We start from the raw sequence: 23405 nt of genomic DNA on the forward strand, positions 1-23405 counted from the left end.
ATTTTTTTTCCCGTCTTATTCGTCTAATAATCGAACTGACTATAATAAAACTTGCCAACGAGGTTTTGATGACTACATTCGCCAGCACCACCAGCCAGTATTTAACTCCTGAACATTTGCGTGCACTACCTGCGCAGTTTGGTACGCCAGTTTGGGTTTATGATAGTGAAGTGATTATTGACCGTATTGGACAACTGAAAGTGTTCGATACGGTTCGTTTTGCTCAAAAAGCCTGTTCCAATATTCATATTTTGCGTTTGATGCGTGAGCAGGGCGTGAAAGTGGATTCCGTGTCATTGGGTGAAATTGAGCGTGCGTTAGTGGCAGGTTTTCAGCCGGGTCGTGAAAAATCGGAAATCGTGTTTACGGCGGATGTATTAGATCCCGCCACGTTGAGTAAAGTGACTGAACTGGATATTCCTGTGAATGCTGGCTCCATCGATATGCTGCAACAGATTGGTGAGCATAAGGCTGGTCATCCAGTTTGGCTGCGTATTAATCCGGGCTTTGGTCATGGTCATAGCCAAAAAACCAATACGGGCGGAGAGAACAGCAAGCACGGGATTTGGCACCAAGATTTACCTGAAGCATTAGCGAAAATCCAACAGTACAATCTGAAGTTAGTGGGTATCCACATGCATATTGGCTCCGGTGTTGACTATCAGCATCTTGCCAATGTATGTGATTCCATGGTGGAACTGGTGATGTCTGCGGGGGTGGATATTGAGGCTATTTCTGCGGGTGGCGGTTTATCAACACCTTATCGCGAACAGGATGAACTTATTGATGTTCAACACTATTACAGCCTGTGGGATAACGCGCGTCAGCGTATCGCACAGCACTTAGGTCACTCTATTGAATTAGAAATTGAGCCGGGCCGCTATTTAGTGGCGGAGTCGGGGGTGTTACTGGCACAAGTGCGTGCAGTTAAAGATATGGGCAGCCGCCATTATGTGCTGGTGGATAGCGGTTTTAATGATTTAATGCGCCCTGCGATGTATGGTAGTTATCACCATATTTCGGTATTGCCAGCAGACGGTAGCAATGTTGACAATCAGCCATTAAAAGAGACCATTGTGGCGGGGCCATTGTGTGAATCCGGGGATGTGTTTACCCAGCTAGAAGGCGGGATGGTGGAAACCCGCTTGCTGCCTGCGATGAATGTTGGGGATTATTTAGTTTTCCATGACACAGGAGCCTACGGCGCTTCAATGTCATCAAACTATAATAGCCGTCCATTGCTGCCTGAAGTGTTGTTTATTGCAGGTCAACCAACGCTTATTCGCCGCCGTCAAACTATCCAAGAGTTATTAGCCTTAGAACTGTAAATTAATTTTGATTATTTAATGTTGGCTATTGAATATCGATAAAAGACTCTGCTAGCAGGGTCTTTTATATTAATAGGTAATGATTAATTGAAACGGCACCCCCGTAAAAATTTACGGAGGATCTAAATGTGACATTAATAGAAACAACTTATGAATACGTTATCGTTGATTTTATAAATATATGAGCGAAAATAATGTTAAAAATAGTAGCTCTATGTATTAAAGATCAGCTTCAACATCATCAATTAATTGCCTCCACGATTTATCAAGAACACACAGAAGATCATCAAGTTGTTCTAAATTTAAATTCGACCTCGCTGTTTCGTAGCGAGATATTTGTTGTTGGCTAATATTCATTAACTCAGCGAGTTGTGCGCCAGTTAAACCCATTTCCGTTCTTGATTTACGAATGAAACGTCCAACTCTGAGTGTTAAGCTATCATTGTTTTCCATGGTAACCTCATTAATTTATATAATATATTTAAAGTGATTAAATCATTTAAAAAATAATTAATTCACTCCTCTTTTTTATGGTGATTTTTATTTTATTTGAGTAAAGGTATTGCGATTTTTATTATTTTATTTTCAATAATTTCATTGGTTTTTTATTTTAAAATTTATCTTTCTTATATAATTAGCCCGTTTTTAAACTAAGATTAATTCCAGTAAATATTCAGTGTGGCGGTTGCCTCTGCAATGCCTAAGGTATAAGCACCCGCGGAACATAATGTGAAATTATAGGGAATGGTATTACTTCCCGGCCTTAATTTTCCGGCGGCAATATTTTGGTCTTTATTGGTAAATTGAATCCATCCGAGATGGCTGCTATTTCCATCACAAACACCGGTTTGTACAATTCCGGGACCAATCAACCCTCTAATTTCTGCAGGTGCCGCTGCGGTTGAATCGACCATGTTCATTTTTAAGGTATTTGTGTAACGAGCTTGCGTACCTGTGACTGACATTGTGGCATCAAGTTCTGCATCGGCATCCCCAGAGCAGTTAACCGTGACGTTTCCTGTCTCATTCGCCAGTATGGTGCCGTCCGTTTCATTACCCGATAGTTTTATGTTTCGAAAATCCACAATAGGTGGCGCCAAAACGGTGCAAGCCAGTTGCCCTACGACCACATATTCAACACCTGTGCCGATAATTTGCCCTGCACTGTCGGGGGTTTCTGAGGGAGTTCCTCGGTTGATATATAAGCTTTCCAGTGTTCCAGTAGTACCTAGTGGGGTGCTTTCTGGAACATAAATGCCGACTTTGACGCTTCCTGTTGTACTGCCACCACTCCCTGATAAGTTAACAGTACCTAATCCTTGTTGCGTTGTTCTTGGGTCTGCGCACCACTCCGCTTCGGTGTAAGTTGGGGGGGACAATACTCCCGTGGGTGAAAAGGTATAACTGTAAGGTAACGGTTTTAGCATACCTAATAACCCCCAGTTAAAATCGCGGGTACCTGAAATGGTTCCTGAATATAAAACGAATAACAACCCAGGGGTAAACTGGTATCCGGTATAGGCATCCAAGGTGGTCAGTTTGATATCCTGATTAGGGGATTGGCAGCGTGAACTTGCATTGCTTCTACTGACGTTAAAGGCTAAACCATCCCAATCAAGCTTTGAGAGTGATAACCCATTGCTTCCTTTGATATTGGCTGAGGCAGTGCCTAGCTCATTAAATCCTCGGTGTAATTCAACAGCAGCTTGAGCATGACCGAGGAGCCATAAAGGGCTACATAGAATAAATGTCAGTAATAGTGGTGACTTTGTCATCATGTTGTTCCTAGAAAATTTTATTTAATTTATTGAAACAATAAGTTATTGGCACGTTGCATGTAGCTGGCGAATTGGCATATCGGTGTTAACGGTGATATCCGTTAAGTTAAACGCCACTTGACACTGTCTATCGGGGGTGTCACCCCATTTAACCCAAAGGGTGCCTTGCTCTGGTAATCCCGATAGATACACTTGTCCCATATCACTGACAATGCCGCTGGCCTCTTCTTGCTCGGATTTGCTTATCAGCGTCGCAATTGCCCCGAAAGGTACCGGTTGTTGGTTACTCTGGGTCAACGTCATTAAGGCTTGATAGCCAATACGTGTGGCTATTTTGGCATTCACAACTGCCCCTTTGGTTGGGTACACGTTAACATTCGAGTTTTTCACATCGACACCTTCAGGCAGGGTTGTCGGGTCGATACCGATGCTGTTTTTCATGTAATCCGATAAATAAGGGGCAACGGCATAACCTTGCCAATCAACCACGGTATTTCCGTTGGTAATGCTGGTGCCTGATGCGTTTGGTGCGCTGACGAGTGCCACGGAATCCCCCATAACGGGGGATAATGTAATGCCGCCGCTGTGTACCAACACGCCACCACTCGCATTCATATTCACTGAACGTGAATCATGACCGTAGCTGTAGGCTAAACTGAGGTTGCCTTTATTTCCTTGGTAGCCGAGGTTGGCATTACTCATCGCGGGTATGTCTTGATTTCCCCAGCTTTGAGACAGGTTGTAGGACAGGCTATTGTTTAGAGTGCTACCGCTGATCCCGACTTGGTTTTGGGTTCGGCCATGATTATCGTGAGTGAGGCTCGTCGTGGCATAAATTGACTGTAAATTCTCCCCGTATCCGAAAATACGAAATGGGATATTAATATTGAGGCTGATTTGTCGGTTTTCAGGCCATTGACCCGCCGCGTCTTTGACTCGGTCAATGTTATAGTTCACACCAAAGTTAACTCCTTGAATATTGCCGCTGTAACCCAGAGACATACCTGTAAGGGTTTTGCTGTTCCCCCAATAATCATCTCGGTTGGCTTGTAACCGTACGGTACCAAAATCGCCTAATTGCTGGCTAAGCTGTGTTTTAAAGCTGCTTCGGCGGCGCTGTAATGTCCACGGATTCAAGTCATCCTCAAGGCGATAGCCCTGGCTGTTGTACTCGTTAAAGTTATAGAAATTCTCGGTGGAATATCGCAACGCCGTGAGATCCACCGAGGTTCCGGTGGACATCAAGCTTTTTGAATAACGAATTCGGTAAGATTGCCCCGTCAGTCGTTCGGATTGATCATTTTGCGAGGCAAATTTGGCGACAGACTGGGTGACGTCCGCAGAAATAGCGCCCACATTTCCGAGTGATATGCCGGAGCCTGCGGTGACAGCCTGATAATCCTCAGCAGCTAAAACGCCACCGAACAGAGTTACGCCATTTTGTAAACCGTACACGCCTGTCACGAGAACAAAATCTGCTTGGCGGGAGCCTTGGGTTAGGTAACCGTTATAGCGTCCAGCGGTGATTTCATATTTCCATCCGCCGGGTCTTAGCATCATCGGTAGTGCAGAGTAGGGGACAATAAAACGGCGCAGAGTGCCATCCGCTTCGGTGACAGTGACATCATAGTCACCCGACAACCCCGCTTGCTGGATGTCATTGATATAGAAAGCCCCAGGTGCAATGTAGGTTTCATAAACAATGTTGCCATTTTGTCGAACGGTCACTCTCGCATTCGTATTGGCGATACCACTAATTGCGGGTGCATAGCCTCGAAGTTGGCTCGGCAGCATTTGTTCGTTGGATTTTAATTGCAGCCCCTGAAAAGGAACGCTGTCAAAAATATCGCCGCCAGTTGTTGACTCACCGATTAAGAGATTTGAACGTAACGCACGAATATCCCGCGAAAGATATGTGTTTGAAAAACGCGTCTGATTTTGTGTTTGGTTAGCTTGATTTTTCTGTCCGCGAAATTCACTTCGCGTATGAGTCAGCATGCTACGTAAACGCCACGCACCCAGATTCATTCCCCCCATAATTGAGGCGAATAGGTTATTCACTTCTGAGCTTCCGCTCTCTTCAGTGCTATTTTTATTTTGGCCTGCGCTTAGGTTGTAATTAAAAAGCAGTGCAGGTATTCCATCATCCCATAATGTAGGATCGGCATAATTGGCGTATTTCGCCGTCATTGCCACTTGCGGAATGCTGATGTTTAAACGTAAGCTTGCTAAGTCTAACTGTGTGACTGCATGCGGAATATAAGTTGCTAAATTATCAATCGGCTCTTGAAATGGTAGCGAGTTTAGCTCAGGCATATTGGGGACGTTAACCCCCCACGCTTGCAGTAATTCAGGGGTCAATTGGGGCTGAACTTTGCCTTGCTTATCTTTTTTAAATGCTAATGTTAATTGACCTTCATCGCGTTTATTCACATAAATGGCAACGGTATATTCCCCTTCAGCAACGCCACCTTTTTCACTGAATGCAGACAAGTCAACGTGTTCGGACTCTCCACTTAACGAAAGAAAGCTTGGGTCAAAATAATCATCTGCAATTGCTTTAGGAAATAAATTGAGTATTCCAATCGTCAGCAAACTTAGGCGAAAAAATGCGGGTAATACCGCAAGATGATCTGTTTTTTGTTTTTGTTGAGTACAGTACATACATCGATTCTCAATTCGTCTATCCATCACAGTGAAATATTCGAAAACGTCTCACATTAATTTTTCAGTCTTAATGGGGGGCATTTAAGCGCTGGGTTTGCTCTGCGGTTTTTCGCCCTAAGTCATCAATAATTTTCCAACGAATTTCAGCCTTGTCTGTTGTTTTTATAGAGTGAAGAACATGGCTGTAAGGCGCTACCATTGGAATTGAGGACTGCGAAATAACGCGACCATCAATAGAAAGCTCCCCAAATGTTGTGTAATACGGTGTTGGGTTGTTGATCTCTAACTGCCCGTCTCGAGACGCAAACTGCAATTTCTTCGCACGAACATTGGCATCCATGTGTGGAAGACCTTCGGGGCGATAAAACATTTTCATGTTATTTTGCAAAGCTAATACCATCTTTGCGCCTTCACCTTTGGCTATTTCAGGAACGGGTTGCCCAGGGATTGCTTTTAACGCCAAGGTGAAAGCGGATTCCCTATCAATGGGTAAGCGGTTTTCTGTTAAACGAATACGCAAGGTGACAGTTTCATTTTCAGAAAAACGGACTAACGGCGGTAAAACCATAAATGGCGTTAATTTTTTGTCATGGTTTTGCGTAATAGCAGACTCTGTATTTTGAGTTTTCCAAGGTAAAACCCGTGATTGCAAAAGATAAACTTGTGCCGAGTTATTGGTGACATTGAACGTCACACCATTTTTCGCCTTCGCAGCATAAATGAGCCGAGTTCCTTGCATCGTAATGCCTTCTTCCGGCATGTTTGCTTGTGCAGTGACGCTCAGTAGCGCAGCTATTCCACCCCACAATAATGCGTTTAATGTTGTCATATTTTCACCTTCATCATGGTTTCCACTGGAATGTTTCACTGATGCCACCGTAGTCATTAATAACGTTCCAATAGATTGTTTTCGCTGGTGTTTGAACGTGATAAGTCTGGCTAGAAAATGGGGCTATCATGGCACCTTGTTCGCGGACATTGATAATGTGTTCATCCAGCTTTAATTGGGCGAATGTCAGGTAATAAGGCGTTGGATTTTCAACGAATAATTGTTTTCCTTGCTGTGAAAAGCGCAGGTTTTTAGGTGCGGCAGAGACGGGCATGCCTAAATCACCTGGGCGATAAAACAGTTTGATTAACATACGAAGCCCAAGAGAGACTTGTGTGGCGGTCATATCGTCATCACTTGCAGCGCTACTTTTTTGAACTGATGGAATAGCCAAAAAGCTTAAATAGAAAACAGATTCTCGGTCAGTGGGCAGTGGCGATGTGTTATGACGAGAAATCAGTACGGTATTTTGGCTATTTTTTTCTAAGCGAAATAAAGGTGGCGTCACCATAAATGGCAGAGCTTGAGCCCCTTTCTCTTGGTCATTAGGTGTTTTTAAAACACGACTATTGATTAAGTACACGCGTTCACTGTTATTGTTGATGGCGATTTTGCTGCTTTTCATTTTTCCATCAAAGACAACACGGGTCTGGCTTAAGCTTAAGCCACCATTAGCTTGGCTTTGTTTGACGATACCTAGTGAAAATCCCACAAAGAGCAATGTGCAAAGTGGCAAAAGATATTTTGTTAGTTTCATTGTTATTGTTTCCTTTGCGTTGGCATTATTCGTACAAAAAATCAAAAGTCACAGTGGAAATAAATACGCCCCCATAGCGATCGGTTGAGTCACAATATTCACAGGTTAATATCGCCTTGATGGGGATGGTGGTTGCTAGCGTACTCAGCTGTTGCGTGGAAGCCCAATTAATGGGTTGAATCACGCCATTACGGGCTAAATTGGTGTTGGGGCCAAAATCCGCAGAGCCTATTGTTGAGAGCCAAAGCCCATAACCTTTTACATCAGATTGCCCTTCGGCATCTCGGAATACGGGCTCTCCCAGCTCCGTTGTTATCGTGCCACTAACATGAATTGAAGGCGTCAATCCCCAACCTGCACACTGGCTGAGAGTCAATTCAAATTCGTGTTTTGCGCTATCTAAACCATTTTTAATATCGTCGGGCATTAATAGGTTGCCATTATTAAATGTCACACTCGATGGTGCTGTGATTTGGCAACTGCCGCCGACAAAGGTGGCTGCAAAGGTAAATGTGTTACTGGCGCTGTTGATGGCAAAGGCGTAAATGCTCCATGTAAATCCACCAACAGACAGGCATAACAAAAGAGTCACCGTCCGAAACAAATTCCTTTTTTTCACAATGAGTTGCATTTCATTTTCCCTTATTCAAAAGCCACATTGACCGTTAATGCGGCTTGAAAGCGTCCTGATGTAATCTCAGGTTGTAAAGGCCCCACAACACCCACCCACAGCAAAGTGTTAGAGTGATATTGATTGCTGATATCCAATATTTGGATTGGGACGCCATCACCGTGATTCCTTATTGCCAAATCAGGGCGATAAAAATCAGCCAGTGAAATAGCTTGGTTATCAACGGATTGTCGAACCATAAAACCGATGCCATTAGGAGCCCCATCTAAAAATACAGTCTGTAATGTGTCATTGGGATAGGGAGTGCTTCCTTGCAATGACAAGATGGGCTGAAACACTTCTGTTTCATCCACACAGGAAATTTGCAGTGTTAATGGTTTAATTTGATACGCTTGAATTGCCCCAACTAACTTGCTTGCCTGTAAGGCTTTAAACTCCAAGACACGTTCGAGCAGGTTGATTTCACATCCAATACCTCTGCTAGCAATGACGGCTTTCAATGTCATGGGCTCTGCGTATGCAACGCGCAAGCTTCCAAAACAGAGGAATATCAAAAAAATAAGCATGCTTAAGCTGCATGAAACAGAGAGAGCTTGTTTCATTTCTTGTCCTCCTTATTAATCGTATTGAAAATCAAACGTCACATTCGCTTTAAGTTCGCCACCGACCCTCTCTTCTTTGCTGCAATTACCGCAGCTTAGAATGGCTTTAATGGGTAATGTGCCATTGAGGAGGGATAATGGAGTTTTGATATCCCAATTTTCGATAACTAAAATTTCTCTGTTCGCTGCCAGATCTTCGTTTGGCTGAAAATACTCATTTCCCTGAAATTTTAATAAAATGCCGTAACCCATTGCAGTCGAACCTATAGAGTCAAAAAACATGGCATCCCCATAAGCGGCGGTAGATTCGCCGATTAGGGTTATTCTGGGGGTAAAACCGAACCCTTGGCACTTGGTTAACGTCAAGTTAAAAGCTTCTGTTGTCACGGGAAGCTGAGCCTCGATCTCCGTGGGCAAAATCGGTTTCCCATGGTTGAAAACCACTTCATTGGGAAATGAAATTTCGCATGCGCCCGCATAAGCAATATCAGCACGAAACTCCACCGTTGTGCCGTAAAGAGCAGCGCTATGACTACTTAAAACGATCCCAAGACAACTTAATTTGATGATCTGTCGAGTTAATTTATTGAACCACGCCATGAAAAACCTCAACTACGCCATAATCATTGATGGCTCCCCAAGTGACTTTCCCAGATGTTGGTGCCGCTTGATAAGTTAAATAGCTAAAAGGAGCGATCATTGTATTTTGTTGGCTTTGACTCATTGCAATGCGCTTTCCTCCAACCGTTAACGATGAGAGGGAGATGTAATAAGGCGTAGAGTTTGAAACCTTAATTTGCTGACCTTGTTGAGAAAAAGATAATGTTTCCATGGCCTTTTGTTGTGTCATCGCCAGCCCGTCAGGACGGTAAAATAATTTAATCACGCTACCTGAAGAGACCGTTATTGAGCCTCCAACATTGCTGCTTTTTGTGTTTTCACTGCGTGCTTGCGAGGGCAGAGCAATAACGCGTAAGTAAAAAATAGATTCTCTATCTTGAGCAAAAGAGGCGTTACCTGTTTGTAATATCCGTAATTGATTACTGCTATCTGGTTCTAAACGGAATAAAGATGGCGTAACTGAGAAAATATTTTGTGTCTTTGTGCCTTGTACATCGCCTAAAATTTGGGCCTTCACTAAATACGGCACTGTTGATTGGCTACTGCTTGTCACGCCAATAGCTTGACCTTGTTCTCGGTCTGTAGCGTGAAAAACAATTCGTGAGCTGTCCAAGGAAATGCCTGCCATTGCACTGACAGTAAAAAAAAGCCCTAATGAACCAGTCAACAGTGAACGATAAAATGTCATGTTTATGTACTCCGCTATCTCAGTAAGCTCATCATTAATATGAACTTACTGAGCATTTTATGGATTAGTTAACGATATAAGCGACTAAAACGGGAGCACTGTAAGCACCTGGTTTAGGTTGCATATCGGTTGTTGCCATACCCACTTTGAAAGCGTAATCACCGCTAGTCGCATCCGTTGCGATAGCGACTGTGGTACCTTCATTGGCGCTTAAAATCGTGGTGTTATCTGATTTCGCCACCATAAAACCGACAGTATCTGTGTCACTGTTAACAAAAATATTTTTGTTATTATTTGCAATAGAGGTAATACCTTGAATGATTAATTCACCAGTCTCATCAGGATTACAGTCTGTTAAAGTGACTGGCATGTCGATTGAACCCACTTTTGTATCAGCTGTGAATTCACTTGATTTAAATGTACCAATATTAAGCACTGATTTTCCGCCATTAACGGTAAGTACACAGTTTGAATTGGTGATCACACCTTGTAATGTCACTTCAGCGGAAGGCTCTGCTGCATTTGCATAAAAACTAACACCTGAAATTCCCGCACATAATGTGGTCGCTAAAGCGATTTTTTTTAACATGATTATATTTTTCATTATATTTTTCCTATAGATATAGATTTAAAAGAGATAAAGAATTATCTGAACTAAACGGTAAGTTTTCGGTAATAAAAGCCATAAGCTTGCTACTGTATAATTGGACAATACACAGTAATAAACTCATAATCTTGAATTTAATGTAAATGTAGTTTTATTAATAATTAAGGGGAATAAAAATATATCCTATTAAATGTTATTTGAAATTTTGTTGCTAATATTAATCTAGATAAGCTGGTTTTTTTAATGTTATGAAATCTAATTGCTAAATAGTTTAATAATAAAAAAACGCAAAAACAACACCCGAAAAATGAGTAAGCCGGTAAATGCAAATTACACTAAATATAAGTATAATAACGCAATGGTGATTAACCATATAAATCATACTGTTAATATAAGCCCCCTTGCCTTTTGGTTTGATTTATTTGGAGTTATAATCTGAAAATGCAAATTATAAGAATAATATTCAGAGTAATATTTTGCTTTTAACAAATTTTAATAATTATAAATTCAAAAAAGCATTGAAATAGTTGTGATTTTCATAAAATCATTAACTTTCAATTGGTTGTGTTGGTTTTTTGTTGAAATGAATTGAAACAAATAAAAACAATCTGTAATGATGTGAAATAAATGTGAATTTCATTTAAATATATACTCATTATATTAGTTTGTTTCTTTGTGTTATTATATCTTTAAACTTTTATTGAGAATGGTTTTTGTTTATTTTATTTTTGGTATTTCCTTTGTATAAAGGGATGCATATCGAAAACTCTGAAGTATTCATTATGTTAGTTATCTTTTTTATTTAGCTTTAAGGTCTGTTTTTTTCTCTGTAATCAATGAGTGATATTAATTTTTAATTGATAGCTAATGTTATATTCTTATTTTTAACAATTAATTGGTTTAATTCACTTTAATATTTTTGTTTTTATTTTTGATCATGTTTTATTTATGTGTGATTTTTTTGCTTTAATAACAATCGAATTGACCCCTATCAATATATCTATTTCCAGTAGCGATAGATTTTAATAGCAAAATAACTATTAAGAGCAATGTGACTATGGAAATGAATATAAAGACAATGCTGGCTCATTCATTGAGTCGACGTGCATTAGTGAAAAATACAACGAAGTTAAGTGCAACACTCGCAATCACGAGCACTATCCCATTACCTTTTAATGCATTAGCGGATAATTCGAACCAGGAAGTAAAACTCACCGACCCTCAGGTGCAAATAAAACACAGTGCATGTTTGGTTAACTGTGGTAGTCGATGCCCATTAAAAGTCATTGTTAAAGATGATGTTATCCAACGTATAGAACCGGAAACGGCTAAAAATGAAGATGTTTTTGGGCAGCATCAAATTCGACCTTGCTTAAGAGGGCGCTCAAGCCGTTGGCGTGTATATAGCCCTGACAGATTAAAATATCCATTAAAGCGGGTAGGTAAGCGCGGTGAAGGCAAGTTTGAGCGTATTAGTTGGGATGAAGCAAATCAATATATTGCCCAAGAGCTACAACGGATTATTGAAAAGTATGGTAACGAGTCTGTTTATTATAATTATCAATCGGGAGCTTATTACCATAATCAAGGCACAACGGCATGGAAGCGTTTGCTTAATTTAGCGGGTGGCTATTTACGTTATTACAATACTTATTCAACGGCGCAAATCTCAGTGGCGACACCTTATACGTACGGTGAATACGCCGCAAGCCATTTTGATCAAATCAGGCATTCAGATTTAGTGGTTTTCTTTGGGATGAATTTATCTGAAACACGTATGTCTGGCGGAGGACAAGTTGAGGAGCTAAGACGAGCCCTTGAAGATTCTCAAGCACAGGTTGTGATTATCGACCCTCGATATACAGACTCCGTAGTGACTGAACATGCCCAATGGATCCCGATTCGCCCAACAACCGACGCGGCATTGGTTTCGGGTATTGCTTGGACATTAATGAATGAGAATTTGATTGATGAATCTATGGTGAATCAGTATTGCGTGGGTTTTGATGAGAGTACATTGCCAGCATCAGCAGCACCGAATAGCAGCTATAAAGATTATATTTTAGGTAGTGGCGCTGACCAAACGGCGAAAACCCCTGAATGGGCGGAAGCGGTTACAGGAATTCCGGCAATTCAAATTCGTCAATTAGCAAGACAGATTGCCAATGCAAAAGCCTGTTATATCGCGCAGGGATGGGGGCCTCAACGGCATGCTAATGGCGAACAATCTGTTCGAGCCATAAACACATTACCGCTTTTAACTGGGCACTTTGGGCTTGCTGGAACGAATACCGGAAACTGGCCATATGCAACGAAGTATGGTGTACCGAGTCTACCGGATGGCGACAATCCAATAAAAACGGCGATCCCTTGCTACTTATGGACGGATGCGATTGTTAATCCTGACATTATTACCGATAAAACTCATGGTTTACGCGGTAAAGAAAAATTGGATGTTGGCATTAAATGTATCATCAATCAGGCGGGTAATACCCTGATCAACCAGCACGGTGATATTAACCGTACCGCTAAAATCCTTGCTGATGATAAGCAGTGTGAATTTATTGTGGTTATTGATAACCACATGACTCCAAGCGCCAAATATGCCGATATTTTGCTTCCAGAAACCAGCTATCTAGAGGCGCAAGATTTAGTGGATAACTCCTATGCGTCAGGATCTAACCATTACATGATCGCGATGAAACCGGTCGTTAAGCCGATGTGGGAAGTCCGCAGCACTTATGATATTTGTGCAGATATCGCAGAACATATGGGGTTTAGAGAGGCGTACACAGAAGGTCGTACCCAAAGCCAATGGATTGAAAAACATTACAACGAAGTGAAAGCGAAGCGTGACTATTTACCTGATTGGTCGATTGCACAAGATATGGGCATTGTTGATCAGCAAAAAGCAACAGAAAAACAAAGCATTGCTTTAGCAGAATTCCGTCGAGATCCTATCGCGAACCCACTTAAAACCCCATCAGGTAAAGCCGAGATCTATTCGGAAGCATTAGATAAGTTAGCTAAAACGTGGATTTTGCCCGAAGGGGATAAAATTACACCATTACCTGAGTTCTGCATTGCTAAAGAGTCGCATCTAGACACAGCGTTAAATAGTAAATATCCACTTCAGCTCAGTGGGTTTCATACCAAAGGCCATACCCACTCAACTTACTCAAATGTCCCTCAGCTACAAGAAGCGGTTCCTGATGAAATCTGGATGAACCCAATTGATGCAATGGAAAGGGGGATCGTCAATGGAATGCCTGTGCAGGTATTTAATGACAGAGGCGTTGTTGAAATCCAATGTAAAGTGACAAACCGTATTATTCCAGGTGTGGTGGCAATGCCGGAGGGTGGATGGACGAAACAAAATTCAAATGGCGTTGATATTGGTGGCTGCATTAACACGCTGACCTCTCACAGCGTATCACCATTAGCAAAAGGCAATCCACAACACACTAACCTTGTTCAAGTTCGCAAGGCTTAAGGAGTAAAACGTCATGACACAATATGGTTTTTATGTAGATTCGTCCCGCTGCTCGGGTTGCAAAACATGCCAAGTGAGCTGTAAAGATAAAAATGAACTTGATGTGGGACCCAAATTTCGCCGTGTGTATGAATATGGTGGTGGTTCGTGGATAAAATCAGGTAATGGGTGGATGAATAATACTTACAGTTATTATTTGTCGATTTCATGTAATCACTGTGATGAGCCAACATGCGTGCAAGGTTGCCCAACGGGGGCGATGCATAAGCGTGAAAAAGATGGGTTAGTGGTCGTCAATCAGGATGTGTGTGTAGGGTGTCGTTATTGTGAATTACGTTGTCCATATGGTGCGCCACAATATGATGAACATAAACAGCTTATGACAAAATGCGATGGCTGCTTTGACCGCGTTGAGCAAGGTTTACTGCCAACATGTGTTGAGTCATGTCCTCAACGAGCGTTGGATTTTGGGCCGATAGATGAGCTACGTCAGCGTTATGGAACTGAAAATGCTGTTGCACCATTACCAGACCCAAGTCTTACTCGTCCGAATCTGATTGTGAAACCGCATCCAGCTGCGCGTCCTTCTGGGGATAAGAATGGTGCCATTATGAACCCTAAGGAGATCTAATCATGCATGAATTACCTCTTGTTTTCTTTACGGTTTTTGGGCAAAGCGCCGTTGGTGCATTTATTTTTCTACTGCTGTTTTCTCCCTTTGAAGGTAAACAGCTAGGTGGGCGCTTATTTCTATCCCTCTGTATTTTTGGTGTGGGGTTAGTGATTGGTGTATTCCATATGGGACAACTGCTGCGAGCGATGAATCTGCTCCTTGGGGTTGGTCGTTCACCAATGAGTAATGAGATTATCTTATCCGCGCTCTTTGGTTCTGTGGCGGCAATATCGGCTCTTGGGCTATTGAGCGGTAAAGGTTCTCCATCTTTATTTAAAGGAATTGGGTGGTTAGCAGCAATAGTGGGGATTGGGTTTGTCGTATCGATCCCTGCGGTATATCAACTTGATACGATTGTTGGATGGAAAACGGAATACACTTGGGTTGTTATGCTGTTGACGGTGTTAACTTGCGGCGGATTAATTGCGGCAACGTTAGGCGCAAATCAGAAAGCTATCTGGGTTTCAGTTATCGGGATAATCGTCAGTTTGCTAATTAGACCAAGTTACTTATCGGTATTATGGAATGCCAATAGTCAGTTAACCTCAGCTCAAACATTGTGGTTTGGTTTTCAGGTCTTACTGATGTTAGCCGTTTTAATTATTTCACTATTTGTTTTAGTAAAACGCTTACCGCATCGTTGGATTTATATTTCTACGATTCTGATTATTGTCTCAGAGTTATTAGGGCGAGTTGCATTTTATAATATGTGGAGTATTCCTATGTAATCTTAGTATTTTTTACATGAGACTCCGGTCTCAATTTAGACCGGAGTTGTAATATAATTTATGGATATTATCTCAGGTTAGAGTTAATAGCCTTTTAATATTGTTTAAATGTAAATAAATTGGTTTTAATGAGTGAGGGCTAAAATTTGTTCTCAATAAAATCAATTAACTCACTCCATGAACGACCTAATACATTTAATAACTCATCTAGCTGATCGAGATTAAGCTTGGATCGTCCTGTTTCATAACGAGAGACTTGCTGCTGGCTCATATTGATTAAATCTGCTAATTGTGCGCCAGTTAAACCCATGCGAATTCGTGACTTACGAATGAAATAACCTGCGATATAGTTAAAGCTATACTGTGTTTCCATGATTCCCTCGTTACTGTTAACGGTTTTATTTAAGTAATTGTTTTCATTGAGTAATGTGGTTTACCGTCAATTGGGTGGTCATTATATTTTTTGTATTTATGGACGTAGATTATGCTCTACATTTAAATGGCATGATCTCGAATAATAAAAAACGATAATCAGCCGAAATATTAATTCCAGATGGAATATTTATATATTAATTTTCTTTCATTTGAATGCTGGTTTTCATTTAAAATAAAATTTGAAATTAGATATTGTTTTATATCGCTATCTTTACTATCGGATAAATTCAAATAAATTTATTTTTATTTTTCAATCCGTTAGACTAATTAATTGTATTTTCATTTTCAATTAAGTTAAAAAAATTAACAATCCAATAAAAATTAAATTAAAAATATTAACGTGATTGTTATTTTAGGAACGGATTTTGAACTGATTAAAATTTGGGTTTTTGAATCTCCTTTTTAATTTAAGTTAAATATGTATTTTAAGGATTGTTTGTATTCATTTCTAAATGTTTTAAGTTAAATTAGTGATCAGTCTAATAATAAAAAAAAACAAAAACAATACCCCTTGAAGGCGTAAAGAATAAAATATTATCACTATAGGGACTATCACGTAGAAGAAAATAAAAGAGGAAAACAAAAACAATAGTTTAATGGAATATAAAAAATCAGAAATCAATCAATGGCAAATTTAAATATTAACCTAAATGGAATTAAGGTTAAATTTCAGAGTATTTCGCCAACTAAATTGTACCTCAATGAATTTATTAAGAATAAAAAAATTATTATTTATTAAATAAAATCATGTGGATAGATTATTCCGGCAAGAAGGCGGAAATACGTATAAATCTCGTATACATTATCTTTAATACCGAAAGAGATAGATAATATATTGATGATGATCAAAAAATCAAGGGAGCCATTGGCTCCCTTGTTGTTTTTAGCGTGACGACAGTTTTTAGCGCGTTAGCTTAATTATGCCGCTTTTTTCTTTTTCGACTGAGATTCATCCTCTGACTCAGTGTGTGGCTTTTTTGATGGAACCACACCTAAATCATCGAAATCAAACTCGTCGACATTAATCGTACGTAAGCGGCTGGCTTCGGCTTTACGTAAAATATCGGCTTCTTCTTGGGTGATAATGTTTTCTGGCAACATTTGGTCAGCTAACTTATCCAAACGCGTGAAGCTGAATTTACGCTCTTTTAAGCGGCAAATACGTTCGAAAATTGGCTCTGCGGCAATGATGTCATACAGTGCTTGGTTCACTAAGCCGTGTGGGTTGTTCTCTACAGGGGTTAGGAATTGACCACGTCCAATTCTGTCGCGTGTTTCCGATGGCTCCATCATCAGCTGTGCCAGCTTGTGATCCAGTCGGTCAGATGGCATCGACATTGCACGACCTGTCGGGAACAGAACAATGCGTAATGCGCCAGCAACAAAGCGATTTGGGAAGTTTTTCAGTAAATCGTCCATCGCTTTTTCTGATTGATACAGACAATCTTCTACTGCCCATTTTACCAACGGTAAATCCGCTTTTTGACGACCTTCATCTTCATAACGTTTTAAGGTTGCAGAAGCAAGGTATAGATGACTCAGAATATCCCCAAGACGAGCGGAGATACGCTCACGACGTTTTAAGCTACCACCTAGCACCCCCATAGATACATCAGAGAGCAGGGCTAAGTTAGCACTTTGGCGGTTAAGCATTTGGTAATAACGGCGTGTTTCATCTTTAGTTGGTGCGCTGCTACCGCGTCCATTGGTTAAACCTAACCAGAAACTACGGCATTGATTACTGATCACATGACCAATATGACCGAATACGGCTTTATCAAATTTATGCAGATCATTATCTTGAGCTGCTGCCATCTCTTCGAGAACATATGGATGGCAACGGATAGCGCCTTGTCCAAAGATAATCATGCTACGAGTCAGAATATTGGCACCTTCAACGGTAATGGCGATAGGTGCGCCTTGGTAGGATCTGGCAACGAAGTTGGAACTTCCTAAACAGATGCCTTTACCACCCGTGATATCCATCGCATCAATAATTGAACGTTGGCCACGATGGGTACAGTGATATTTCACAATGGCGGAGAGCACAGCTGGCTTTTCACCCAGCATAATACCGGAGGTAATTAAGGTTGCAGCGGCATCCATTAAATAGGCGTTACCCGCAATACGGGCTAGAGGTTCTTCAATACCTTCCATTTTTCCGATAGGAAGTTTGAACTGACGACGGATATAAGCATAAGCACCCGTTGCCATTGCGACACTCTTTAAGCTACCTGTTGAGTTAGATGGCAAGGTGATCCCGCGTCCAACAGATAGGCATTCCACCAGCATTCTCCAGCCTTGTCCTGCCATTTGTGGACCACCGATGATGTAATCGATAGGTACGAAAATATCTTTCCCGCGGGTTGGACCATTCATAAATGGTATGTTCAATGGGAAGTGGCGATGACCAATTTCAACACCCGGGGTATTCGTTGGGATCAGGGCGCAGGTAATACCGAGGTTTTTCTCGCCGCCCAGTAGTTTATCTGGGTCAGTTAATTTAAAGGCTAAGCCTAATACAGTCGCGATTGGCGCAAGGGTGATATAGCGTTTGTTCCAAGTTAAGCGCATACCTAAAACTTGTTCACCTTGCCATTCGCCCATACAGACAACACCAGCATCAGGGATTGCTCCTGCATCGGAACCCGCCTCAGGGCTAGTTAATGCAAAACATGGGATCTCTTCACCAGTCGCTAAGCCTGGTAAATAACGATTTTTTTGCTCATCCGTACCGTAATGTTGCAGTAATTCACCTGGGCCTAATGAGTTTGGAACACCCACAGTGATAGCGAGGATACCGGAAACCCCCGCTAACTTTTGCAGAACTTGAGATTGGGCGTACGCTGAAAATTCTAATCCGCCATACTCTTTTTTGATGATCATGGCAAAGAAGCGGTGATCTCGTAAGTATTGCCAGACTTCTGGTGGTAAATCTGCGAGTTCATGGCTGACTTCAAAGTCGTTCACCATGCCACAAACAGTTTCTACTGGGCCATCAATAAAAGCTTGTTCTTCAGCGGTGAGTTGTGGTTTTGGGTAATTGTGAAGTTTGTTCCAATTTGGTGCTCCACGGAACAGGTCACCTTCCCACCAAGTGGTTCCAGCATCAATCGCTTCTTTTTCTGTGCTAGACATCGGTGGCATCACTTTCTGGAACATTGTCATCGCTTTTGATGAAAGCAGAGATTGGCGAATTGGCGTGATGACAAATGGCAGTAAAACCAGAGCGACGGGTAACAGCATCCAGTAGCTCCAGACATTGGCGGCTCCCATTGCTGCGGTATAAGCCAGTAATATAATAGTGCTAAGAATGAGTGAGCTTTTGTGGTAGCTCAGCACACCGATTAACGCAATAAATAAAACAATACTGAGAAGGATCATAGTTGAAACTCCTGTCTACTTGTAAGAGGTCTGACCTGTTTGTTTTATTAATCTATATCCGGTAATAAACAATTAGCAAGATATTTACATCTTAATTACAACTTGGCTCACAAAATCATCAGTTTCCTTTGTAACGGCTAGGTGGATGAAAAATAGACTACGTTTAGCTAGTCGTAGAGTGGGAGCGTGCTGTTGGAGATTTCGCCAACCATACCCCATACGGTACAATCAGAAGTAGAAACAAAATGTACCCTGTGCAACAATCGAGAAATCAAAGATAAATTACCTATAAAGACGTAATTATCTCCATCAAGCATTCGTGAAAATTAAGGGGAAACTCATGTACCAAGACTTGATCCGTGGTGAGCTGACTGAAGCGGCAGATACGCTATCAAAATTTTTAAGTGATGATGCAAATCTGCAAGCGATTGAGAAGGCGGCAGTATTGCTGGCGGACTCTTTTAAAGCGGGTGGTAAAGTTCTCTCTTGCGGCAATGGTGGCTCTCACTGTGATGCCATGCACTTTGCGGAAGAATTAACGGGACGCTATCGTGAAAACCGTCCTGGCTACCCAGCGATTGCTATCTCCGATGTTAGCCACATCTCTTGCGTGAGTAATGATTTTGGTTATGAATTTGTTTTCTCTCGCTTTGTGGAAGCGGTAGGGCAAAAAGGTGATGTGCTGCTTGGCATTTCGACTTCAGGTAATTCTGGCAATATTATTAACGCTATTGAAGCGGCACGTGCGAAAGGCATGAAAGTGATCACCCTGACCGGGAAAGATGGCGGGAAAATGGCGGGTAGCGCTGATGTTGAAATTCGCGTTCCGCATTTTGGTTACGCAGATCGTATCCAAGAGATCCACATCAAAGTGATCCACATTTTGATCCAATTAATTGAAAAAGAGATGGTTAAGTAACCATTTTAAGTAGCAGGAGACTTTAAATGTGTGAGCTGCTTGGCATGAGTGCCAATGTACCAACAGATATTACGTTTAGCCTGAGTGGGCTGATTTCCCGAGGTGGGCAGACTGGCCCACATAAAGATGGGTGGGGGATCACTTTTTATGAAGGTCTAGGCTGCCGCACATTTAAAGATCCTCAACCCAGTTTTGTCTCCCCTGTAGCGCGTTTTGTGCAGGAATATCCCATCAAATCAGAAAGCATTGTGGCGCACATTCGTCAGGCAAACCGAGGGGATGTTTCACTGGTGAATACCCACCCGTTTACGCGGGAGCTATGGGGACGGAACTGGACTTATGCACATAATGGGCAATTGAAAGGATTTCGTTCATTAAAGACGGGGCACTATCGGCCCATTGGTGAAACGGATAGCGAGTGGGCGTTTTGCTGGATTTTGCATCAGCTGAATCAAAAATACCCAAGAAAGCCAACAAATTGGAAAGCTGTTTTCCGTTTTATTGGCACACTTGCGCAGCAACTGCGTGAAAAAGGGGTATTTAATATGTTGTTATCCGATGGACAATATTTGATGGCATTTAGCTCAACAAAGCTGCATTGGATCACTCGTAGAGCCCCGTTTGGTAAAGCAAAACTACTGGATCAGGATATCGAGATTGACTTTCAACAGTGCACAACGCCAAGTGATATTGTTTCTGTCATTGCCACGGCGCCTTTAACAGGCAACGAGACGTGGCAAAAAATCGAACCCGGTGAATTTGTGCTATTCCACTGTGGTCAACGCATACTGTGATTTAGATCCCAATAATTTAGTGGGAGTTTCTGGCATGCTATTAACATGATATTTACCTAATGTTACTGATATTTCAGCAGGTTTGCCGGTTCGCTCAAAATAATCATAAGCAGGTTGAAGCTGTTTCCAAAAAGCATAGTGTGTTGAATTGCGATAACGCAGCATATTCATTTTAGTCATACGAAATGGATAAATACTCACATCAACGGCAGGTTGACCATTTTGAAGTGCTTGTTCAACGGTTTGATAAATTTCACCCATGGATTTATCTGTCATCGCATAACACCCGACAGACACACAGCTACCATGAATCATCAGATAGTTACCCGAGTATCCTTGCGTCTTATCAAATTCATTAGGAAATCCAAGATTGATAGATCGATAATATCGACTATTTGGATTGAGTTGCGAACGCGTGATCTGATAAAACCCCTCAGGGCTTTTTAAGTCGCCTTCCACCTTTTTGGGGCCTAGTCCACCAGAAAACTTACAGATAGGGTAAGTTTTGACTAATTTATACTTTCCTACAGCTGTTTTTTGGTAGAGTTCAAGTATCCCCTCTTGCTTAAATATTTGAATAAATATCGATGAGTCAGGCTGAGAAATTGGCTTATTATTAAGGAAAAATAATGTGTTTTTTTCTTGAGCAAATGAAGATGCTGCAAATGTGAAGAGTAAATAAACACCGACGGTTTTACTTATATGCATAATTAAGCCAAATATTGAAAAATAAGCTGATTAAAAATGGACCAAATTCAATATATTTTAGACGAATGGAACAAAATTTAATATATCAAGTTAATAATTTTCTAATGAATCATTATTGACTACAAATTAATCGACACTCGATAAATGTGAGCCAACATGTAGGTATTTACGAGTTGTTGCAACATAATTTTAAATTTTATTGCGATTTGCTTGAACTAGGTCACTTCTATAACCGGACAGAGGACGAGGGAACTGATAAAATTGACCTCGGCAGAAGAAGAGAAAGTGTAACAATATTGTTAGATTTACTTACTCGAGTGGCGAAAGTAACTTGAGTTATTTTTATTATTGAGTCGCTATCATTCATTGCTGAATCGTTAGCTTAGGGTTTAACTGATAAACTTGTGCAGATCTTATGATTAAAATTAAAAAAGGCCTTAACCTTCCAATAGCAGGTGAGCCAGCCCAAGTGATAGAAGACGGCCCGAAAATTCAACACGTAGCGGTGCTAGGTGAAGAATATGTCGGAATGCGTCCTTCGATGCTGGTTAAAGAAGGTGAGCGTGTAAAAAAAGGGCAGGTTCTTTTTGAAGATAAAAAGAACCCTGGCGTAGTATTTACTAGCCCAGCCTGCGGTAAAATTATTGCTATTCATCGCGGTGAGCGTCGTGTACTTCAGTCCGTTGTTATCGAAATCGATGGTGACGAACAAGAGACTTTCGAGTCTTATTCTACCGACCAACTCCCATCACTGACGAAAGAGCAGGTTGAACAAAATCTTTTAAGATCCGGTTTATGGACTGCTTTAAGAACGCGTCCATTTAGTCGTTCTCCAGAGCCAGGTTCATTCCCCACAGCGATTTTTGTGACTGCAATTGACACCAATCCTCTTGCTGCTGATCCTTCGATTATTATTGGCGAAAATGCGCAAGCCTTTACTGACGGCCTTATCGTTCTGAGCCGACTGACTGAAGGCAAGGTGCATGTTTGTCATGGTGCGGGCGAGCTTCCAAAACAAGCTGCTAATGCGCAAATCACATACACACAATTCTCAGGGCCACATCCAGCAGGCTTAGCAGGGACTCATATTCATTTCCTTGAGCCTGTTAGTATTCGTAAAAAAGTGTGGAGCCTCAATTATCAAGATGTAATTGCCATCGGTAAATTATTTACCACAGGTCATCTTTATACTGATCGCGTTGTCTCTGTGGCAGGACCGCAAGTTGAGAAGCCTCGCTTGTTGCGCACTCGCCTTGGCGCGGATATCTATGAATTAACCAAAGGTCAGCTCAAAGCAGGTGAGAACCGCATTATTTCTGGTTCTGTGCTGTGGGGTGTGACTTGTGATGATGCTCATCATTATCTTGGTCGTTTCCATAACCAAGTTTCCGTATTAGCAGAAGGTCGTGAAAAAGAGTTGTTTGGATGGATTATGCCTGGCGTGAACAAATTCACTATCACGCGTACCACCATCGGGCATTTCTTGAAAAACAAACGCTTCGATTTTACCACGACGATGAACGGTGGTGAGCGTTCAATGGTACCAATTGGTAACTATGAGCGTGTCATGCCTCTCGATATTATGATCACTCACTTACTGCGTGATCTGCTTGCAGGGGACACCGATACTTCTCAGGAACTGGGTTGTCTGGAACTCGATGAAGAAGACTTGGGACTGTGCACCTATGTGTGTCCAGCTAAGTATGAATATGGTCCAGTGCTGCGTGATGTCCTGACCAAGATTGAGCTAGAAGGGTAATTCC

Annotated in this window: 20 protein-coding genes; 7 read left to right on the forward strand and 13 right to left on the reverse strand. The window is 41.5% G+C overall.

The genetic code is table 11. The annotated features are described in order from the left end of the window. The first annotated feature begins 68 nt into the window (after positions 1-68). A complete protein-coding gene (lysA, locus tag LDO51_RS11365) occupies positions 69-1328 on the forward strand; it encodes a diaminopimelate decarboxylase (RefSeq protein WP_225574658.1) in 1260 nt (419 codons plus the stop codon). Positions 1329-1547: 219 nt separating this feature from the next. Here lysA and LDO51_RS11370 read toward each other — a convergent pair whose 3' ends face one another. The 10 genes from LDO51_RS11370 to LDO51_RS11415 all read right to left on the reverse strand — a co-directional run bounded on the left by LDO51_RS11370 (position 1548) and on the right by LDO51_RS11415 (position 10505). Next, the gene (locus tag LDO51_RS11370; protein ID WP_225574659.1) at positions 1548-1781 is read right to left on the reverse strand and encodes a helix-turn-helix domain-containing protein; all 234 of its coding nucleotides are present in this window, start codon (positions 1779-1781) and stop codon (positions 1548-1550) included. Positions 1782-1984: 203 nt separating this feature from the next. Then, positions 1985-3106 carry a hypothetical protein gene (locus tag LDO51_RS11375; protein ID WP_225574660.1) on the reverse strand — a complete coding sequence of 374 codons (1122 nt, stop codon included), beginning with the start codon at positions 3104-3106 and terminating at the stop codon, positions 1985-1987. A gap of 42 nt (positions 3107-3148) precedes the next feature. Further along, positions 3149-5770 (reverse strand): fimbria/pilus outer membrane usher protein, encoded by a 2622-nt coding sequence (locus LDO51_RS11380; RefSeq protein WP_225574661.1) that lies wholly within the window; start codon positions 5768-5770, stop codon positions 3149-3151. Positions 5771-5840: 70 nt separating this feature from the next. Continuing rightward, on the reverse strand, positions 5841-6659 hold the full coding sequence (locus LDO51_RS11385) for a fimbrial biogenesis chaperone (protein ID WP_225574662.1): 819 nt from the start codon (positions 6657-6659) through the stop codon (positions 5841-5843). Continuing rightward, entirely contained in the window at positions 6616-7359 is a 744-nt protein-coding gene (locus LDO51_RS11390) for a fimbrial biogenesis chaperone (protein WP_225574663.1), read from the reverse strand. Before LDO51_RS11390 ends, LDO51_RS11385 begins: the two co-directional genes overlap by 44 nt. 25 nt (positions 7360-7384) lie before the next feature. After that, on the reverse strand, positions 7385-7951 hold the full coding sequence (locus LDO51_RS11395; RefSeq protein ID WP_225574664.1) for a fimbrial-like protein: 567 nt from the start codon (positions 7949-7951) through the stop codon (positions 7385-7387). 50 nt (positions 7952-8001) lie between these two features. After that, positions 8002-8592, reverse strand: coding sequence for a fimbrial protein (locus tag LDO51_RS11400; RefSeq protein ID WP_225574665.1), 591 nt, complete (start codon positions 8590-8592; stop codon positions 8002-8004). A 15-nt stretch (positions 8593-8607) separates the two neighbouring features. Continuing rightward, the gene (locus LDO51_RS11405; protein ID WP_225574666.1) at positions 8608-9192 is read right to left on the reverse strand and encodes a hypothetical protein; all 585 of its coding nucleotides are present in this window, start codon (positions 9190-9192) and stop codon (positions 8608-8610) included. Next, on the reverse strand, positions 9176-9901 hold the full coding sequence (locus tag LDO51_RS11410) for a fimbrial biogenesis chaperone (RefSeq protein WP_225574667.1): 726 nt from the start codon (positions 9899-9901) through the stop codon (positions 9176-9178). The genes LDO51_RS11405 and LDO51_RS11410 overlap by 17 nt, the downstream gene beginning before the upstream one ends. Positions 9902-9965: 64 nt before the next feature. Then, positions 9966-10505, reverse strand: a complete 540-nt coding sequence (locus LDO51_RS11415) for a fimbrial protein (protein ID WP_225574668.1) — start codon at positions 10503-10505, stop codon at positions 9966-9968. A 1066-nt stretch (positions 10506-11571) separates the two neighbouring features. On the opposite strand from LDO51_RS11415, the gene LDO51_RS11420 reads away from it, so the two are divergent. From LDO51_RS11420 to LDO51_RS11430, 3 genes are read left to right on the forward strand one after another with little or no spacing between them, the layout of a single operon-like run. After that, the gene (locus tag LDO51_RS11420; protein ID WP_225574669.1) at positions 11572-14001 is read left to right on the forward strand and encodes a DMSO/selenate family reductase complex A subunit; all 2430 of its coding nucleotides are present in this window, start codon (positions 11572-11574) and stop codon (positions 13999-14001) included. A gap of 13 nt (positions 14002-14014) precedes the next feature. Beyond that, complete coding sequence (locus tag LDO51_RS11425; protein ID WP_225574670.1) at positions 14015-14632, forward strand: DMSO/selenate family reductase complex B subunit; 618 nt, start codon at positions 14015-14017, stop codon at positions 14630-14632. A 2-nt stretch (positions 14633-14634) separates the two neighbouring features. After that, on the forward strand, positions 14635-15402 hold the full coding sequence (locus tag LDO51_RS11430) for a dimethyl sulfoxide reductase anchor subunit family protein (protein WP_225574671.1): 768 nt from the start codon (positions 14635-14637) through the stop codon (positions 15400-15402). Positions 15403-15541: 139 nt separating this feature from the next. Here the strand turns inward: LDO51_RS11430 and LDO51_RS11435 are convergent, their stop codons facing one another. Together LDO51_RS11435 and fadE are read right to left on the reverse strand one after the other, a co-directional pair. After that, a complete protein-coding gene (locus LDO51_RS11435; RefSeq protein ID WP_225574672.1) occupies positions 15542-15775 on the reverse strand; it encodes a helix-turn-helix domain-containing protein in 234 nt (77 codons plus the stop codon). 980 nt (positions 15776-16755) lie between these two features. Then, on the reverse strand, positions 16756-19221 hold the full coding sequence (gene fadE / locus LDO51_RS11440; RefSeq protein ID WP_225574673.1) for an acyl-CoA dehydrogenase FadE: 2466 nt from the start codon (positions 19219-19221) through the stop codon (positions 16756-16758). Positions 19222-19561: 340 nt separating this feature from the next. Here fadE and lpcA point away from each other — a divergent pair, with 340 nt between their 5' ends. Together lpcA and LDO51_RS11450 are read left to right on the forward strand one after the other, a co-directional pair. Continuing rightward, a complete protein-coding gene (gene lpcA / locus LDO51_RS11445) occupies positions 19562-20140 on the forward strand; it encodes a D-sedoheptulose 7-phosphate isomerase (RefSeq protein WP_225574674.1) in 579 nt (192 codons plus the stop codon). Between the two features lie 26 nt (positions 20141-20166). Further along, positions 20167-20934 carry a class II glutamine amidotransferase gene (locus tag LDO51_RS11450; protein WP_225574675.1) on the forward strand — a complete coding sequence of 256 codons (768 nt, stop codon included), beginning with the start codon at positions 20167-20169 and terminating at the stop codon, positions 20932-20934. Here the strand turns inward: LDO51_RS11450 and LDO51_RS11455 are convergent. After that, complete coding sequence (locus LDO51_RS11455; RefSeq protein ID WP_225574676.1) at positions 20905-21642, reverse strand: L,D-transpeptidase family protein; 738 nt, start codon at positions 21640-21642, stop codon at positions 20905-20907. The genes LDO51_RS11450 and LDO51_RS11455 overlap by 30 nt on opposite strands. A gap of 415 nt (positions 21643-22057) precedes the next feature. On the opposite strand from LDO51_RS11455, the gene LDO51_RS11460 reads away from it, so the two are divergent. Beyond that, positions 22058-23401, forward strand: coding sequence for a Na(+)-translocating NADH-quinone reductase subunit A (locus tag LDO51_RS11460; RefSeq protein WP_225574677.1), 1344 nt, complete (start codon positions 22058-22060; stop codon positions 23399-23401). Positions 23402-23405 lie beyond the last annotated feature (4 nt).

Origin of the sequence: Providencia alcalifaciens (assembly GCF_020271745.1) — a bacterium.
Lineage (GTDB): Bacteria > Pseudomonadota > Gammaproteobacteria > Enterobacterales > Enterobacteriaceae > Providencia > Providencia alcalifaciens_B.

Bases quoted from the DNA above. Each gene is read 5' to 3' on its own strand.
- LDO51_RS11435 (WP_225574672.1), bottom strand. From the start codon at position 15,775: ATGGAAACACAGTATAGCTTTAACTATATCGCAGGTTATTTCATTCGT.
- LDO51_RS11405 (WP_225574666.1), bottom strand. From the start codon at position 9,192: ATGGCGTGGTTCAATAAATTAACTCGACAGATCATCAAATTAAGTTGT.
- LDO51_RS11425 (WP_225574670.1), top strand. From the start codon at position 14,015: ATGACACAATATGGTTTTTATGTAGATTCGTCCCGCTGCTCGGGTTGC.
- LDO51_RS11450 (WP_225574675.1), top strand. From the start codon at position 20,167: ATGTGTGAGCTGCTTGGCATGAGTGCCAATGTACCAACAGATATTACG.
- LDO51_RS11460 (WP_225574677.1), top strand. From the start codon at position 22,058: ATGATTAAAATTAAAAAAGGCCTTAACCTTCCAATAGCAGGTGAGCCA.
- LDO51_RS11410 (WP_225574667.1), bottom strand. From the start codon at position 9,901: ATGACATTTTATCGTTCACTGTTGACTGGTTCATTAGGGCTTTTTTTT.
- fadE (WP_225574673.1), bottom strand. From the start codon at position 19,221: ATGATCCTTCTCAGTATTGTTTTATTTATTGCGTTAATCGGTGTGCTG.
- LDO51_RS11430 (WP_225574671.1), top strand. From the start codon at position 14,635: ATGCATGAATTACCTCTTGTTTTCTTTACGGTTTTTGGGCAAAGCGCC.
- LDO51_RS11390 (WP_225574663.1), bottom strand. From the start codon at position 7,359: ATGAAACTAACAAAATATCTTTTGCCACTTTGCACATTGCTCTTTGTG.
- LDO51_RS11385 (WP_225574662.1), bottom strand. From the start codon at position 6,659: ATGACTACGGTGGCATCAGTGAAACATTCCAGTGGAAACCATGATGAA.
- LDO51_RS11370 (WP_225574659.1), bottom strand. From the start codon at position 1,781: ATGGAAAACAATGATAGCTTAACACTCAGAGTTGGACGTTTCATTCGT.
- LDO51_RS11455 (WP_225574676.1), bottom strand. From the start codon at position 21,642: ATGCATATAAGTAAAACCGTCGGTGTTTATTTACTCTTCACATTTGCA.
- LDO51_RS11375 (WP_225574660.1), bottom strand. From the start codon at position 3,106: ATGATGACAAAGTCACCACTATTACTGACATTTATTCTATGTAGCCCT.
- LDO51_RS11380 (WP_225574661.1), bottom strand. From the start codon at position 5,770: ATGTACTGTACTCAACAAAAACAAAAAACAGATCATCTTGCGGTATTA.
- LDO51_RS11420 (WP_225574669.1), top strand. From the start codon at position 11,572: ATGAATATAAAGACAATGCTGGCTCATTCATTGAGTCGACGTGCATTA.
- LDO51_RS11400 (WP_225574665.1), bottom strand. From the start codon at position 8,592: ATGAAACAAGCTCTCTCTGTTTCATGCAGCTTAAGCATGCTTATTTTT.
- LDO51_RS11415 (WP_225574668.1), bottom strand. From the start codon at position 10,505: ATGAAAAATATAATCATGTTAAAAAAAATCGCTTTAGCGACCACATTA.
- lysA (WP_225574658.1), top strand. From the start codon at position 69: ATGACTACATTCGCCAGCACCACCAGCCAGTATTTAACTCCTGAACAT.
- lpcA (WP_225574674.1), top strand. From the start codon at position 19,562: ATGTACCAAGACTTGATCCGTGGTGAGCTGACTGAAGCGGCAGATACG.